A 14,756-nucleotide genomic window follows, 5' to 3' on the forward strand; every position below is an offset into this window, starting at 1 on the left:
AAGGTTAGTATTCCCTTTCTAGCTAAAAAAGGAAAACTATACGTTATTAGTTTATTATGTTTCTTTGAGTGGAACGTACTTATCGATTTCGACATTGTTGGATCACCCTTTTTTTCTGCTAAATAGGAATATAATAATAATCACTAAGAAACTTAGTGCAGCTATGAATACTGCAATGGCACTGCCATAACCATAAGATAATGATGTGAAGGCTTGTTTGTACATATAAGTTATCGTAAGCTCACTGGATGTTCCCGGACCACCTTGCGTCAACAAATATGGTACATCAAAAGCTTTCAGCGAACCATTTAGTACTAAAACCACACAGGTTATAAAAATTGGTTTAATCAAAGGCATCTTGATAAACCTAAGCATTTTCATCCCTGAAGCTCCATCTATCTTAGCTGCTTCAATAATTTCTTCAGGAATAGCAATTAAAGCTGCATAAAATATCACCATGTATACACCCGCATACCGATAACCCTCGGCAATTGTACCAGATAACAATGATAGATTCGGATCGGTTAACCATTCAATTTGCTGCCAATTCTCATTTAGTAATCCCAATGTATAATTCAATATTCCTAAAGGATTAATAGAATATATATTCGAAAATATTTCTGCAATGGCTACAGTTGAAATAATAACCGGAGTGAAATAAATGGTTTGGAATATCTCTCTTGTTGATCTAATATACGTTAGCAGCAGTGCTAAAGCCAAACCTAAAAAGATCTGAATAAATGTATTTAAAAATGTAAATTTCCCTGTATTCCAAAGTGTTTTCCAAAACACGGGATCTCCCAAAAATAAGGTAACATAGTTCTCTATCCCAATAAACTTCATTCCAGTTAAACCGTTCCAAGAGAAGAAGCTATACCCTAGTGACCATATTAATGGTAAAAAAACGGTTAACACATACACTAAAACTGCTGGAAATAAAAACAGAAAGACTGCTTTTTTATTACTTAAATATTTGTTCATGCCACTCCATCCTTATTTAAATTCGTCAATACAACACACGGTACAATTATTTGCCAAAAACAAACCCATACCAGTTTATTAAGATTGTCCCTCCAAATGTATGATGAATAAAACATCCAGAGGGGTTTCTTATCTACCTACTCATTGAAAAAAGCTGGTGCATTTTCTGCAATGGTTTGATCTAGACGCTCAGCAAACTCTTCCGGTGTAATCATTCCTAAAGCTAATTCGTTTGCAGCCACTCCCATTTCTTCCGTACTGGCTGGATCCAGCTTATCATCCCAAGATAGTCCACCGAGTTCTACCTTATCTAAATCTTCAGAAAAATCCACATAAAGTTGACTGGCATCTTCTGGTACATCGCCTATCATAGGAGACATAAAACCTTCGTCATTTGCCTTCTCATGATAATGTTCTACAAGATATTCAAAAAATCTTTTTGTCTCATCATCAAAGGTATCTGCATTAAACGCATAAGCTAACCCAGCTGTTACTGATGTATATGGGCCAGGATTCTCTTCGCCCGCTACCTCGGGAATAAAGAAATAATCTAATTCACCACTTTCATATTTCTCCTCGAATTGCGCAATTTCCCAACTACCGTTATAGTGTATGACTCCTTGGTCTCCTCCAATAAATTGATTGATAGAATCTGTATAGTCCGTGTTACTAAATCCAGTTTGAAACGCTTCTTTTTCGGATAAATCGTTAAGGAAGTTAAGTGCTTGCATACCAATATCGGAGGTTAATGAAGTATCACCGACCTTAAGACCATCCATAAATTCATAATGTGTTAAACGTAATGGAATATGCGATAAATATCTAATTAATTGCCATCGTTCCTTTCCAGCAACATTGATTGGTGTATAGTCTGCCTCCTTTAATTGTTGTACTACATCTAGGAATTCTTCAAAGGTCTCCGGCTCTTCTAAACCCAATTCATCAAATGGTTCCGTATAGTACCAAAACGCTTCACCGTATCGTCCTTCAGGAAACAGGTAAAGACTATCATCTTCAAATGAAAGAAAATCGATGACAGAATTATGAAAATCATCAAACCTACCAAATTCTTGTAAGGTTGCCTTGATATCAACCAATTTATCTTGCTCTACTAAAGTCTCAGCAATAGGTCCGTTAGGCAGTTTGAAAAAGTCCGGCATTTGATTACTGGCAATGTAAGTTTGTAATTTTTGAAAATATTGACTTTGAGTAGGAATCGATTCAATCTGCAACTCAAAATTCGGATTTACCTCTTCTTGATATTGCTCCGCGATCGATGTTACCACTCGAAAATCACCATTATTTTCATTCCCATTCGACATAAAACGAATGGTCTTAGCTGGGGACGCTGTATCAGCCTCCTGATTTTCTTCATTTGAAGAGCCATCTGTGTTATTGCTACAACCAATAATTACTAGCAGTAACATTATCATGATAGAAAATAACAATTTACCTTTCATAAATATCCTCCTCATATCTAGTTTCTCTTCCAGATATTTTACGTTTTAAACAGTAAATAATAAGCGCTTACATCTACTAATAAAATTGTACTTCATATTACTAACTAATTAAATTCTAAGATTTTTTTTAAATGTCAGATATTTTTGTTTTTTAATTACTAGCCCTTTCACTCATTTACTATGAAGCAGTAATTTCTACTTAGAATCTATTAACTTTCATATACTTTTTCCATGATTAATGATATATTGCAAGTAATCTTACCGAAGGATGTGCTTTTATGACATTACAACTACGGATCGACCTAAAACATGTCGAAAATCCAAAATGGCGAACATTACTTGTATCCGAAGAAACAACATTTGAAGAATTTCATATGTATTTGCAAGTAGCATTTGACTGGTCTAACTCTCATATGCATATCTTCAACCAAAAAAATCTGACAATTAGCCCGATAATCGAAGGAATTTTCGGTGAAGAAAATGATCTAGATGAAACAGAGGTTACTTTGGGAGCTATTTTGCAAGAGCCGAATGATCGGGTAAGCTATATCTATGACCTCGGTGATCACTGGGAACATGAAATCATATTGGAAAAACAATTTACTGCCTCTGAAGACCATCCTTTACCCGTTTGTATAGCAGCAGAGGGGGATGAAGAGCTTGAGGAACCAGAGCTGGAAGAATGGGACGAACAACTTGAACTTCCACTAGACACCGAGCAGTATTCAGAGAATGAGTTACTGTTGGATGATATTAACTTTATGTTAGAACCATTTCAAGAGATGGAGGAGGAGTATGAGTTAGAGAATGAGGAGATTTATCAACAAAAACATTCGCCTACGGAACAGGAATGGAACCTTCTGTTTGACTACATAGAGGAAATAAAACAATTAAAACCTTGGGAAACCTTAACAGATACGCAAATTGTCGGTATATGGTCTACTGAATTAGGAGACTATATGTATGCGTCGATTATGGGTAATGGCGAGGTTACGTATGGCATTAGCTTTTTCCCTGGCAGCAAAGCGCTTTTACAATTTTTTCAAAGCACGGAAGAGGAAGAGCCATCAATAGACTTGAGACAGCGTGCCATTACTGTTTACCTCAATAATCGTGACGAGCTGGAGCCTGAAGAATATGATTTAATTAAAAGTCTTGGCAGAAGCTATCGGGGTAAACATGAATGGCCATCCTTTCTCAGCTTAGCACCTAATAAAATGCCATGGATGATTGATCATGAAGAAGCACTCTTATTAATTAGTGTTTTACCCGTACTTCGTATAATGATTAAGGAATTGAAAGACAAAGACGTTCCAGAATCGGGAGATCATATATTTGCTGTTAATCAAAAAGGTCAAGATATTTATCTGTCCATTGATGATCTGATCCAAGAGGTCAATGAGTCTTTCGATGTCTCTTTAAACATACCTGAATTAGAAATAAAACGCCTAAAAAAAGAAAAATCACCATTAGCGCAAAACGTGGAATTAGGGATTGTTCCATTTCCAGAACCAGTGCAGGATACGCCAAACTCACGACCATACCTCCCTCATATGTTCGTAATGGTGGAACAAGAAAGTCAGTTGGTGATGCATTTTAACATTACTGAATTGGGAGATAGCATATCCGAATTGCAAGAAAAATCCTTTCACTTCTTGCAAAGCATAGAACAGTTACCTCAGCAGGTATATATGCGAGCAGATGATTATGCCGAAATCATCCGTCCTATTTTTGAAGCGTTAGATATTAGCTTGACAGTTGTAAATGAATTAGAGGGTGTTAACGTACTATTGGAAACGATGCTGGAGGATAAAAACAGTCCATTTTATGATTAGTCCTGTTATTCGATAAGGACTGTAGTACTTTTCCTGTTCCACAGTCCTTATCATGGTTTCTCATTCATTCGGTGTAAATCATGATTTTAATACTGGTATCTTTTTCATTTCTTGCCTTTTCTACGGCTTCTCTGGTATCTGATAAATAATACTTATCGGTAATCACTTCTTCCAGTCTCAAATCATGATTAGCAATTGCCTGAATGGCCGTCGGATAGCTATTGGCATAACGAAAGACACCATAGACATCATATTCCGAATCAACTAAGTGGGTAATATCAATAGGAACTTCAGAAACAGCTGGCAAACCGACCAATACGATTCTGCCTCCCCTTTTCGTAAGCGTTAATGCGTCTTGAACGGCTCGTCCATTTCCTGAGGTCTCAATCGCTACATCAATCCCAACACCATCTGTTATCTGTTCGAGCTCCTCTGCGATGTTATCCTGTGTAGGATCAAATACCTGAACAGCACCTAGCTTTTTGGCTAATTCTCTCCGAAAAGGCACGACATCGGAACAATATATTTCAGTCACACCAAAGATTTGAGCAGCCTTAATCGTCAATAAACCAATCGGACCAAGTCCCGTAATCAACAACTTATCATTAGGTTTTACCTTGCCTCGTTCCATTGCATGAATTCCTACCGATAAAGGCTCAATCAAAGCGCCTTCTTCATAACTCATTTGATCTGGTATCTTAAAGGCGAAATCACTGCGAATCGTGACATATTCAGACCACGCCCCATCAATTGGCGGTGTAGCCATAAAGCGTACCTCTGGACAGAGGTTATACCTGCCTTGCTTGCAATATTCACACCTGCCACACGTTACACCTGGCTCAACAGCAACGCGGTCGCCAACCTGTAAATCTGAAACCTCACTGCCTATTTCGACAATATCTCCTGCCAATTCATGGCCTAAGATAATCGGCTCTTTGACTTCATACCGGCCAATCTTGCCATGCTCATAGTAATGAACATCTGAGCCGCAAACACCGATACAATGCACCTTAATAAGTACTTCATCACTTTTTGGTTCAGGAATCTTAACCTTTTGGATCTCCATATCTAAGGGTTTATTTAAGACTGCAGCTTGCATCTTCCCCATTTCTCTTCACCTCTGTTCACTGAATGATGATTAGGTTACTCGTAAATCCCGTATGTCTTATTCACATCCTGTACAAAAATAATGCCATTACCTGGTTCCCCAATTTTCAAATCATCATAGATTCTTTTTATAATGAAATCGGTCGTCTCCTGCTTGGATAATATCATGACGATTTCTTTTTCCGGTTCGATATTCATGGCAAATAATTTACTTGTTTCATGAATACCAGAGCCACGTGCATTGATAATCGTGCCACCCTTTGATCCAGCTTTTTGTGCCGATTCAATCACATCCTCTGCTTTACCACGGTCCACAACAATCATGATATTCTGATACATGATTCCATCGTCACTCCTTTCTTCCTTGTCTCTTTGACAACTGCTTGTTCCGATTACATGATTCAATGACATGGTAAACACTATGCCATGATTGGGTTTATCAAAATGAAAAACCTTGTTTAAGTGTTGTAATGTCTTAGATGTCGTTTTCGGGTTAGAGATCATCATAACAACTTCCTTACGAGTATCGGTAATCGACATCATTTTCAATAACTTATTTTGAATGGTTCCTTTGCCGATACATAACGTCCCACCTGAAACTCCACACTTCTTTGCTTCTTTTAATACTTTACTTCCTAATCCGAATCGGACAATGACATGAATCAGCTCAAATTGGCTGACCACTTTATCGGGATTCATGGTTCGGTATACCCCCTTTACGTGATTTCCATTTGAATACTAAGCCCAGTATCTGCAAAGTGATAAGTGGCGTTAACGCAACCATTGCAATCATACCAAAGCCATCAACGATCACATCAGCTCCTTGAATTGCGTCTGCTGCACCATGCGTAAAGGCTAGAATAAACGTTGCGGTCATCGGGCCTGACGCAACTCCACCTGAATCAAACGCTATCCCAACAAATAATTTAGGGACGACATAGGTTAAGCCAAGCGCAATCAAGTAACCAGGCAGCAAATAATGCCACAGCTGTAATTCAGGAATAAGGATTCGTAACATTGATAGTCCTATAGCGATTCCTACGCCAATCGCCAAGGTGAATAATACTTCTTTTCGTTTGACATACCCGCTGGTGACATCTTCAATTTGTGTCGTTAATACATAGACGGCGGGCTCTGCCAATATAGTAACCAAGCCTAATATAAATCCGATACTAACAATATATGCCTTATTGTCTAAGGAAGCAATACTAAATCCTAATTCTGTACCTAAATCCATAAAACCTGCATTGACACCAACTAAAAAAAGGATCAAGCCGATAAAGGTAAAGAATAATCCAGTTATAATCTTTCGAAAAGACGCCTTGGATAATTTAAATGATATTTTTTGAAAGATCAAAAAAATCAAAACAATCGGAGCTAAGGCGAGTAATACTTCTTGGGTAATATGTATGGATTCATAGAGAAACGGAGCGAGTATTCCGTCAGATACTTCTTGATTTCCTGCAAGCCCTCCTGATAATTCATCTTGATTCGTGATAATACTCATTAACATGACGGTTAAAATGGCGCCAACCGATACAATCGCTAGCATTCCGAAACTATCTTTTTCGGATGCCTTACTATCCTTTTTCATCATGGAAATACCAATAGATAAGGCTAGGATAAAAGGAACTGTTAATGCACCTGTAGTAGCACCTGAGGCATCAAAAGAGATAGCCAAGAACTGAGGAGAAGTGAAGATGGCTACGGCAAGAACGATCAAATATAAAATCGTTAGCAATTTAAACAAAGGAATATTATGAACAATACGAACAAGTCCTAGTGCTAACAATGCCGCAATACCTAATGAAACAACTACGACAAGCAGCAATTTCGGAACACTGCCATCCGTCACGGTTTCCACCTGACCGGCCAATATATGTAAATCAGGCTCCGCTATTGAAATAATAAACCCTAGAAATAACCCTGCCACAATGACGATCCATAACTTATTAGACTTAGCTACAACCTTCCCCATTTGCTTACCTATTGGTGTAATCCCAATGTCTACTCCCAACAGGAAAACCGATAGACCTACTACAATAAAAACAGCGCCAACCATAAAACGAATCATCAACATGGTATCTAGTGGCACCAAAGTAAAATGCAGAATCGCAACAATAATCGTAATAGGGAGTACAGCCAATACAACTTCTAATAATTTCGATGTTAAAATATTCACATCAGCAACAATCCTCTCTTTAACATAAGATGAATGTTCATTTTCTCTCTTCATTATAACATAGCATACGCTTATCACAGAAAACGAATACATCATAAAATGATAAAAATATTGGAGTAGTGATTATCTGAGTGGTTATATTTTGCTGTGCAATTACAAGTAAGTTATTGAAATCAAAAATGTGAAGTTTACTTCTCTTTTTATCTCTGATACAATTAAATGAGAAGTTAACTTCACATCCACAAGGAAAAGAGAGATTTTATGATTGTTATCAATCGCGTGCAAGCATTTAGAAAACAACAAAAGATGACCCAAGAAGAACTAGCGAACCAAGTTGACGTATCGAGAAAAACGATTGTTTCTTTGGAAAAGGGAAATTATACACCTTCCTTATTATTAGCGTTACAAATTGCAGAGGTTTTAGAAACTGATATTCATACGATTTTTCAATTAGGAAAGGAGTAAGTTACGATGAAGAAAATAATATTCGAGCAAACGGGAAATATCCTACTTGTCCTACTTTTAATGTTGGCAATGATTCAAACCGTGCACTCGGTTACGATAACAGAAGCTCCATTCTCTAGTTCTTTCAATCTTGGATTTTTTTGGTTTATACTTTTTATCTGGGTATTGATTTTCGGTCTAGCTAGGTTTCTATACGGAAGGAACACGAAGAATGGAGGTTACAGTACTAAGAAGGGCGAACTCAGTGCAATAGATGAGCGCGAAGAAATCATCTCAAAAAGAGCCAGCCTGGTTACTTATCGAATATTAATAATTACTATGATTGTTATTCTTTTTCTCTGCTTTGGACTCAGCTTATTCTTCTCCGATATTAAAACCGTTCAAACAGTAATGATTGTTGGTGTGGGGAGCGGTCTTATTGTTAGCTTTCTTGCCTATCTAATCACCTGGATCACGCTTGATACAAATGGATAACGTGGTGAAAAAGCGAAGCAGGATATGGTCGACCCTAACTGCTTCGCCTTCGCTTTCTGAACTAGCTGGGATTCAGAAAGTGCCTTCGTATGATGCTTCATGTAAAAAACGCATCCCTCTACTAAATACGGTTGGAACAATCGACATGTGGTTCTCGCCTTCTGGTGAGGAAAAGTCAATTGGTACCTTCGGATAAGCAGTAGACAGCCTTTCATATAATGATAAAGCTCGGTCATACATCCCTTGTTTCGCAACCTGCTCTGCCGCAATAAACAGTCCTTTCACCGCGGATAAATCATGCTTATTTTCCCAGCTTAAAATAGCTTGTTGATTCCACCAGATCGAGGGACTGCAAACAAAGTAATGACTGAAAAGCACAGGCTCTTGAAAAAGGGCATATAACGCAAATAAACCGCCAAGTGAGTGGCCAAAAAGCGTCTGTTTTTGTTGATCAATGGTGTAATGTTGTTGCACATACGGCAAGACTTGACCTTGCAAGAGCTGCAAAAAATCAGCTGCTCCTCCGTGCTCAGGCCACGGAGTTCCATCTGGTCTGTCGGGTAATTCGGCTTGTCCAGCTGGCGGAGTAAAATCATAGACTCGAAATGGGGAGAAAGGCTTCTCTTCTTGATAACCAATACCCACCAGTAACATGGGTTCGACTCCTGTCCTCTCTGCCCTTCTACTTTGCAAACGAATCATCTCATGAAACATGGTGAAGTACGCATTACTATCCAGAATATATAAAACTGGATACCCTTTTTCTGGGGGAGACTGATCTGGCACTGCTATTTTCAGTTGATAATCGTGGTGCTTTCCGTTCAACAGATAAGTTGTCATCTTGCTCCTCCTTACTATGCCCCTTTAGCCTTTACTAATAAATAAACAAAATAAGGGACACCAATAATCGCTATTACAATTCCTGCTGGTAATTCTGCCGGTGCAAAGATCGTCTTACCAATAAAGTCTCCTAACAAAACCATTAACATACCGATCATCCCGCTGATTGGCAAGCTGTATGGATGATGAATACCGACCAGTCTTCGGGAAATATGCGGAGCAATTAAGCCCACAAATCCAATGCTTCCCGAAACAGCGACAGAAGCACTAACAAGCGCTACCGAGCTAAGCAACATGATTCGACGTTCTCGCTCGATAGACACGCCTATCCCTGTTGTCGTAACCTCATCCAGCTGCAGCACGTTCAAAACAGGGGACCGCCAAAGCAAAATAGGAGTAAAACAAAGTATCCACGGCAAAGTGGCAATGATTTGCGACCAGGAAGCACTATAAATACTGCCTGACAACCAGACAGTGGCCATCTCAAAATCCTGCGGGTCCATTTTTAATGAAACATAAAGAGTTAAGGCACTGAAGCCTGAATTCAAGGCAATTCCGACTAAAATCAGTTTTCTTGGTTCCAGTTTACCTTGCTCACGAGAAAACAAGAGTAAAAAAGCAGTAGCAGCCATACCACCTATCCAACCGAAAAACGTCATATTGAATATTGAAAGCCAACCGGCACTTTTTACCGCTGCTTGTACAACAAACATATACATAACAATCGAAAGACCAGCAGCGGCATGAATACCTAGTATACCTGGATCAGCCAACTGATTTCTTGTTATACCTTGCAATACAGCACCTGCAATACCTAAAGCAAAACCCACCAAAGCGCCAATCAAAATACGTGGTAAACGAAATTCAAAAATCACTAATGTATGATCACTGCCTTGGTCTAATCCAAGCAATGTTTTGATTGCATCCAAAGCTGTCATATCAAACGTTCCATTGGTTATACTGACATACATAATAAAAAGAGCAAAGCCTATACTCAGTAGCAAAATCAATAGAAATTTATATCGATTGCGTTGTTTCATCAAAAACTCCTTCCTCCCTTCGTTTTAATTAGATAAAGGAAGTAAGGCACACCAAATAAGGCAGTAACTACGCCCACTGGTGTTTCAAATGGGTGATTAATAAATCTGCTGATAATATCTGACCATGCCAAGAATAACCCTCCAAAGACAGCTGAAAAGGGAATAATTTTTCGATAATCCTCGCCGATTAAAAAGCGAGTAATATGAGGGATAACTAAGCCGATAAAGGCAATTTTTCCTGCCATAGCAACAGAAATCCCTGTCAAAATCACGACACTGAGTATTGTCAATGTTTTTATTGTCATAAGCTTGATCCCTAACCCTTGTGCTACTTCATCTCCTAGTGAAATAGCCGTGATAGCTCGTGAAACGTAAATAGCTAGAAACAAACCTAAGATAGCAAAGGGAATGGCCCATTTAATCAGAACAGGGTCCATCTGATGCAAGCGTGCATTATACCAAAAGCTAATATTCTGTGAAACCTGAAAGTAGGTAGACAACGCCTGAGATATACCATTAAGAAAGGTACCTAAAATCGTTCCTAATATAGCTAGTGTAAGTGGTGTCATGCCATCTGGCAGTATACGTGCAATAGAAAACACTAAAAAAGCGCCTAAAGCGGAGCCAATCAAAGAATAGATAATCAGCGTCATCGGTGCTGCATCAGGTAGAAAGATCATACATAGAGTAATGACGAAGACCGAACCATCCGCTACCCCCATTATCGAGGGAGAAGCGAGATAGTTTCTTGTCATTCCTTGCATTAACGCTCCAGACACCGCCATAAATGCACCAATCAGCAATGCTCCAATCACTCGTGGTAATCGTGAAGTATGAATAATTAAATGATCCATATTTTCTGAATCAAAGTGCAATAGCCCATTCCATACGGTAGTGAGGCTAATTGATTTAGATCCAAAAGCAATTGAAGTAAAAAGCGTGGCGATTAAAAATAACAATAACACTGTAATCCATAACAATCGATTCTTTCTGAAAGCATACATGGGTACTTCTTTCCCCCGTCCTATTACTCCGCTAATTTTTCTTGTAGTTGTTCTAAAAATAGAATTCTACTATATACAGGACCACCTTCTAATAGTGGATCAACTACATTGACGAATACCTGATCATCGTTAAATGCGGTAATATTTTGTATAATCGGATTCTCTTGTAATTCCTCAAAGGCCTTGTTACCCTCTCCACTGCCATTCTCTTGAATCTGCATAAAGACATAATCCGGATTCATTTCCGCAAGCTGTTCCACCGAAATGGCTTCCTGCGTCTCTGCTTTTTCTACTGCTCCTGGCACCTCTAAACCTAATTCGTCATATAACACTGCATTAAAATAGATATCTGGTGGATAAATAAACATCTGACCTCCTCTAATTCTAATTGCGACAACCTTCTGACCAGAAAGTTTTTCTGTTAAGGAATCGTTAGCTGTTTCTATGTCTGTTTTATAATCTGCTAATATTTGATCCGCTTGCTCCTCTTTACCAGATAATGCTCCCATTAGATGTAGATTAGCTTCCCAATCTGATGAGATATGAGAGACAAGAATAGTTGTGGCAATTTGTTCTAGCTTTCCCACCACTTCTTCTGGGAATTTGCTTGAACCTAAAATCACGTCAGGCTGCAATTCTAGTATTTTCTCAAAGTTGGGTTCTTGTTTTTCCCCAATTGATTCGGCATTACCCATTACATCAGCATATATGTCGGGAAATTCTCCAGCAATGGTTACCGCACCAACCGGTTCAACGTCCATCACTACTGCATCTTCCATTGCTTCCATAGCGCCTGTAATCACGATTCTTTCTACATCACTTGGAACGGTATAGGTTTCTCCTAAATATTCGATTGTTCTTGTTTCCGCTTCTTCATTTGCTTCTTTACTTGTTTCTTCCGTCTCCTCACTTGCCGTATTCTCTTGTCCTGAGGCATCATTGTCTTGTCCACATGCAGCTAGTACCACTAAGCCTATAATAGTAATAAGGAATACTATCCATTTTTTATTCATTTGTCTGAATCTCCATTCTACTGTTATTTTCATTTGGTTATTTTAGATGATCTCTCAGTGTCTTGCTTGTGTATTCCCGTCGAAAGACACCTGCTTCCGTTAACAAAGGGACTAATTGGTCGAAAAATAAATTTAATGATTTTTCTGTTCCACCTGGTATAGCAATAAATCCATCCATTGCTCCATCGTTATACCATTCGATGATACGACCTAACACCTGTTGAGGAGTTCCTACTTCCACCCAATGCGCGGAGTCAATCACCTCTGGTCTATCTAATAACCGTTTAACGGTTGGCTGATTATCGCTAATAAATCTACGCAGTAAATTGGCGTGTGTTCGATTGCGGACAGGCTGTTTTTCACTGGGAAGCATCACTTCAGTAACTTGTGTATCAAGCGGAAGCTCTCTTACATCAAGTCCAATTGTTGTTTCTATCGAGGCATATCGATGTTCTAAAGTGAGATGTTGATGTGCCTCACGGTGCATTTGCTGTGCTTCTTCATAAGAATCCCCAAGAAAGAAATACAAACCGGGAAGCACACGGATATCACTAGGAGAACGCTGATTCGCTTTGGCGCAGTTTCTTAAGTCTTGACGTAGCTCCTTAGCCGTTTCCTTATCAGGTGTAGCAGCAAAAATAGCACTAGCTACCGAAGCAGCAAATTGCCGTCCTGCTTCCGATGCACCCGCTTGGAATAAGACCGGCTCACCACTTGCATGCATAGCAATAGAAAGCGGACCTTTCACTTGAAAATAGTTACCTTGGTGCGTAATTGGCTTTACTAAATCTTGTGGATTCCTTGCTGTTAAGGCTTCAGCAGGAAAACTGCGCCAAAGCTTTTGTACAACTTCGGTACATTCTCTTGCCTTCTCATATCTGCATTCAGAAGACAATTTGCTCGTCTCACCGAAATTTTCTCCTCCGTCTAGAGAAGTCACAATATTCCATCCCGCTCTGCCATTACTTATCCAATGCAACGTTTGTAATTGTCTAGCTAGAATGTAAGGTGGCTGAAAGGATGCTGAAATCGTTGTGACGAGCCCTATATTGTCTGTCTGTTCTGCAATCAGTGTTAATACTAAAGTAGGGTCTAAACCAGCCTGGGATGATAACCTGGCTGGGTGAGCATATAAAGAATCTGGTTTAAAGACAAAATCTAGCTTGGCCTGTTCCGCTCGTTGCGCCTGCCCGATTTGCGCAGATACTGCTTGATCCATTGCTGCTTGTTTCTTTTGACGATGGTTTAATGACAATCCAATACACAACTGATTTTTCAATGAAAACGTCAACTCCTTTTAAAAGGTTGTTCAAAAAGCCCAACAATAATGACGAAGCGAATTTCTGTGCTAACCAGAGCGGAACTTCTGCTAAGTCCATCACGTCCTGAACTTATTGAACACGCATGATAAATGATGATCTATCCTATTTATCAAATCCTTGTTCAAAAATACCCAGTAAATGTTCCAGTGTGATCGGATCACTATAACTTGCTTCTTCCGTATCTATTTCAATCACTTGGTCATTTTGTACAGCCGGTATCGACTGCCAAGTATCGCTTTCCATAAATGTATTATCATCCCCACTCTTGCTCAGCACGATAAAATCCCCTGCATATTCAGGAAGTACTTCTTGAGACAAGGTATAATAACCATCTTCTTGAGCATCTGCTTCAACTTTTTCCGGCATCTGCAATTCCATCGCTTGATAGAGAAGTTCTGTGCCTCGAGCCCAACTGTCACCATAAACATAAAAATTTTTCGCATCGGTTTCAAAAACCGTAACAGAGACATCTTCACCATAAGCCTCTTTGATTTTATCTCCTGCTGCTTGGGCACGCTCCGTAAAGTCATCTATCCACGCTTGAGCTTCCTCTTCTTTGTTTAATAACTTGCCTATCTCCAGTTGTTGTTCTAAGTAATCCAGCTTGCCCCAGGTGTACACAATCGTTGGGGCAATTTTTTCTAGTTCATCTATGTTTTCCATGTGGGAACCTGCAATAATCAAATCAGGTTCTTGAGCAAGGACACTTTCTGGCTCATTCTCGGAAACTACAGGAACATCTTTTAAATCTTCTGCAAAAAGCGGGTTGGCTTTCGTCCACTCATCCACACCTACCAACGGGCCATCCAAGGCAAATACATTTGGTGCATTGGTTAACGCAACAATTCGTTGTGGATCAGTAGGAATCTCCACCGGTCCTGTTTCAGATGGGTAGGTAACTGTTTCTTCTGATCCTTCGTTTTCTGAGCCTGCTTGTTCTTCGTTCGTTTGCTGATTACCGCAGCCAACCAGGACAAAAAAACATAATGCAGCCAATAAAATCATTATTCTTTTCATATTCCATACCTCCAAT

General features: G+C 39.2%; 14 protein-coding genes. 3 read left to right on the forward strand and 11 right to left on the reverse strand.

Annotation, left to right across the window (positions count from 1 at the left end):
- Positions 1-102: 102 nt before the first annotated feature.
- Both E0E32_RS16460 and E0E32_RS16465 read right to left on the reverse strand, forming a co-directional pair.
- Positions 103-981 (reverse strand): carbohydrate ABC transporter permease, encoded by an 879-nt coding sequence (locus tag E0E32_RS16460; protein ID WP_130860255.1) that lies wholly within the window; start codon positions 979-981, stop codon positions 103-105.
- A 137-nt stretch (positions 982-1,118) separates the two neighbouring features.
- A complete protein-coding gene (locus E0E32_RS16465; RefSeq protein ID WP_165445059.1) occupies positions 1,119-2,441 on the reverse strand; it encodes an ABC transporter substrate-binding protein in 1,323 nt (440 codons plus the stop codon).
- Between the two features lie 278 nt (positions 2,442-2,719).
- Between E0E32_RS16465 and E0E32_RS16470 the strand changes: the two genes are divergently transcribed.
- Positions 2,720-4,276 (forward strand): plasmid pRiA4b ORF-3 family protein, encoded by a 1,557-nt coding sequence (locus E0E32_RS16470; protein WP_066185957.1) that lies wholly within the window; start codon positions 2,720-2,722, stop codon positions 4,274-4,276.
- A 64-nt stretch (positions 4,277-4,340) separates the two neighbouring features.
- On the opposite strand, the gene E0E32_RS16475 is transcribed toward E0E32_RS16470, so the two are convergent.
- Genes E0E32_RS16475 through E0E32_RS16485 form a run of 3 tightly spaced genes read right to left on the reverse strand, consistent with a single transcriptional unit; the run spans position 4,341 to position 7,619 of the window.
- Positions 4,341-5,384, reverse strand: coding sequence for an NAD(P)-dependent alcohol dehydrogenase (locus E0E32_RS16475; protein ID WP_130860257.1), 1,044 nt, complete (start codon positions 5,382-5,384; stop codon positions 4,341-4,343).
- A 35-nt stretch (positions 5,385-5,419) separates the two neighbouring features.
- Positions 5,420-6,082, reverse strand: coding sequence for a P-II family nitrogen regulator (locus E0E32_RS16480; protein WP_066185963.1), 663 nt, complete (start codon positions 6,080-6,082; stop codon positions 5,420-5,422).
- Positions 6,069-7,619 carry a DUF1538 domain-containing protein gene (locus E0E32_RS16485; RefSeq protein WP_286171966.1) on the reverse strand — a complete coding sequence of 517 codons (1,551 nt, stop codon included), beginning with the start codon at positions 7,617-7,619 and terminating at the stop codon, positions 6,069-6,071. The genes E0E32_RS16480 and E0E32_RS16485 overlap by 14 nt, the downstream gene beginning before the upstream one ends.
- Positions 7,620-7,826: 207 nt before the next feature.
- Here E0E32_RS16485 and E0E32_RS16490 point away from each other — a divergent pair, with 207 nt between their 5' ends.
- Together E0E32_RS16490 and E0E32_RS16495 are read left to right on the forward strand one after the other, a co-directional pair.
- Positions 7,827-8,030 carry a helix-turn-helix transcriptional regulator gene (locus E0E32_RS16490; protein WP_130860259.1) on the forward strand — a complete coding sequence of 68 codons (204 nt, stop codon included), beginning with the start codon at positions 7,827-7,829 and terminating at the stop codon, positions 8,028-8,030.
- Between the two features lie 6 nt (positions 8,031-8,036).
- A complete protein-coding gene (locus tag E0E32_RS16495) occupies positions 8,037-8,504 on the forward strand; it encodes a hypothetical protein (RefSeq protein WP_130860260.1) in 468 nt (155 codons plus the stop codon).
- Between the two features lie 72 nt (positions 8,505-8,576).
- Here E0E32_RS16495 and E0E32_RS16500 read toward each other — a convergent pair whose 3' ends face one another.
- The 6 genes from E0E32_RS16500 to E0E32_RS16525 all read right to left on the reverse strand — a co-directional run bounded on the left by E0E32_RS16500 (position 8,577) and on the right by E0E32_RS16525 (position 14,740).
- Positions 8,577-9,344 (reverse strand): alpha/beta hydrolase, encoded by a 768-nt coding sequence (locus tag E0E32_RS16500; protein WP_130860261.1) that lies wholly within the window; start codon positions 9,342-9,344, stop codon positions 8,577-8,579.
- 14 nt (positions 9,345-9,358) lie between these two features.
- Complete coding sequence (locus E0E32_RS16505) at positions 9,359-10,384, reverse strand: FecCD family ABC transporter permease (protein ID WP_130860262.1); 1,026 nt, start codon at positions 10,382-10,384, stop codon at positions 9,359-9,361.
- Positions 10,384-11,388 (reverse strand): FecCD family ABC transporter permease, encoded by a 1,005-nt coding sequence (locus tag E0E32_RS16510; RefSeq protein ID WP_066185976.1) that lies wholly within the window; start codon positions 11,386-11,388, stop codon positions 10,384-10,386. Before E0E32_RS16510 ends, E0E32_RS16505 begins: the two co-directional genes overlap by 1 nt.
- A gap of 23 nt (positions 11,389-11,411) precedes the next feature.
- Positions 11,412-12,401, reverse strand: a complete 990-nt coding sequence (locus E0E32_RS16515; RefSeq protein WP_066185979.1) for an ABC transporter substrate-binding protein — start codon at positions 12,399-12,401, stop codon at positions 11,412-11,414.
- 37 nt (positions 12,402-12,438) lie between these two features.
- Positions 12,439-13,692, reverse strand: a complete 1,254-nt coding sequence (locus E0E32_RS16520) for an NtaA/DmoA family FMN-dependent monooxygenase (protein WP_286171968.1) — start codon at positions 13,690-13,692, stop codon at positions 12,439-12,441.
- A 133-nt stretch (positions 13,693-13,825) separates the two neighbouring features.
- Positions 13,826-14,740 (reverse strand): iron-hydroxamate ABC transporter substrate-binding protein, encoded by a 915-nt coding sequence (locus E0E32_RS16525; RefSeq protein ID WP_066185987.1) that lies wholly within the window; start codon positions 14,738-14,740, stop codon positions 13,826-13,828.
- Positions 14,741-14,756 lie beyond the last annotated feature (16 nt).

The sequence above is a fragment of the Gracilibacillus phocaeensis genome (genome assembly GCF_900626275.1).
GTDB lineage: Bacteria > Bacillota > Bacilli > Bacillales > Amphibacillaceae > Gracilibacillus > Gracilibacillus timonensis.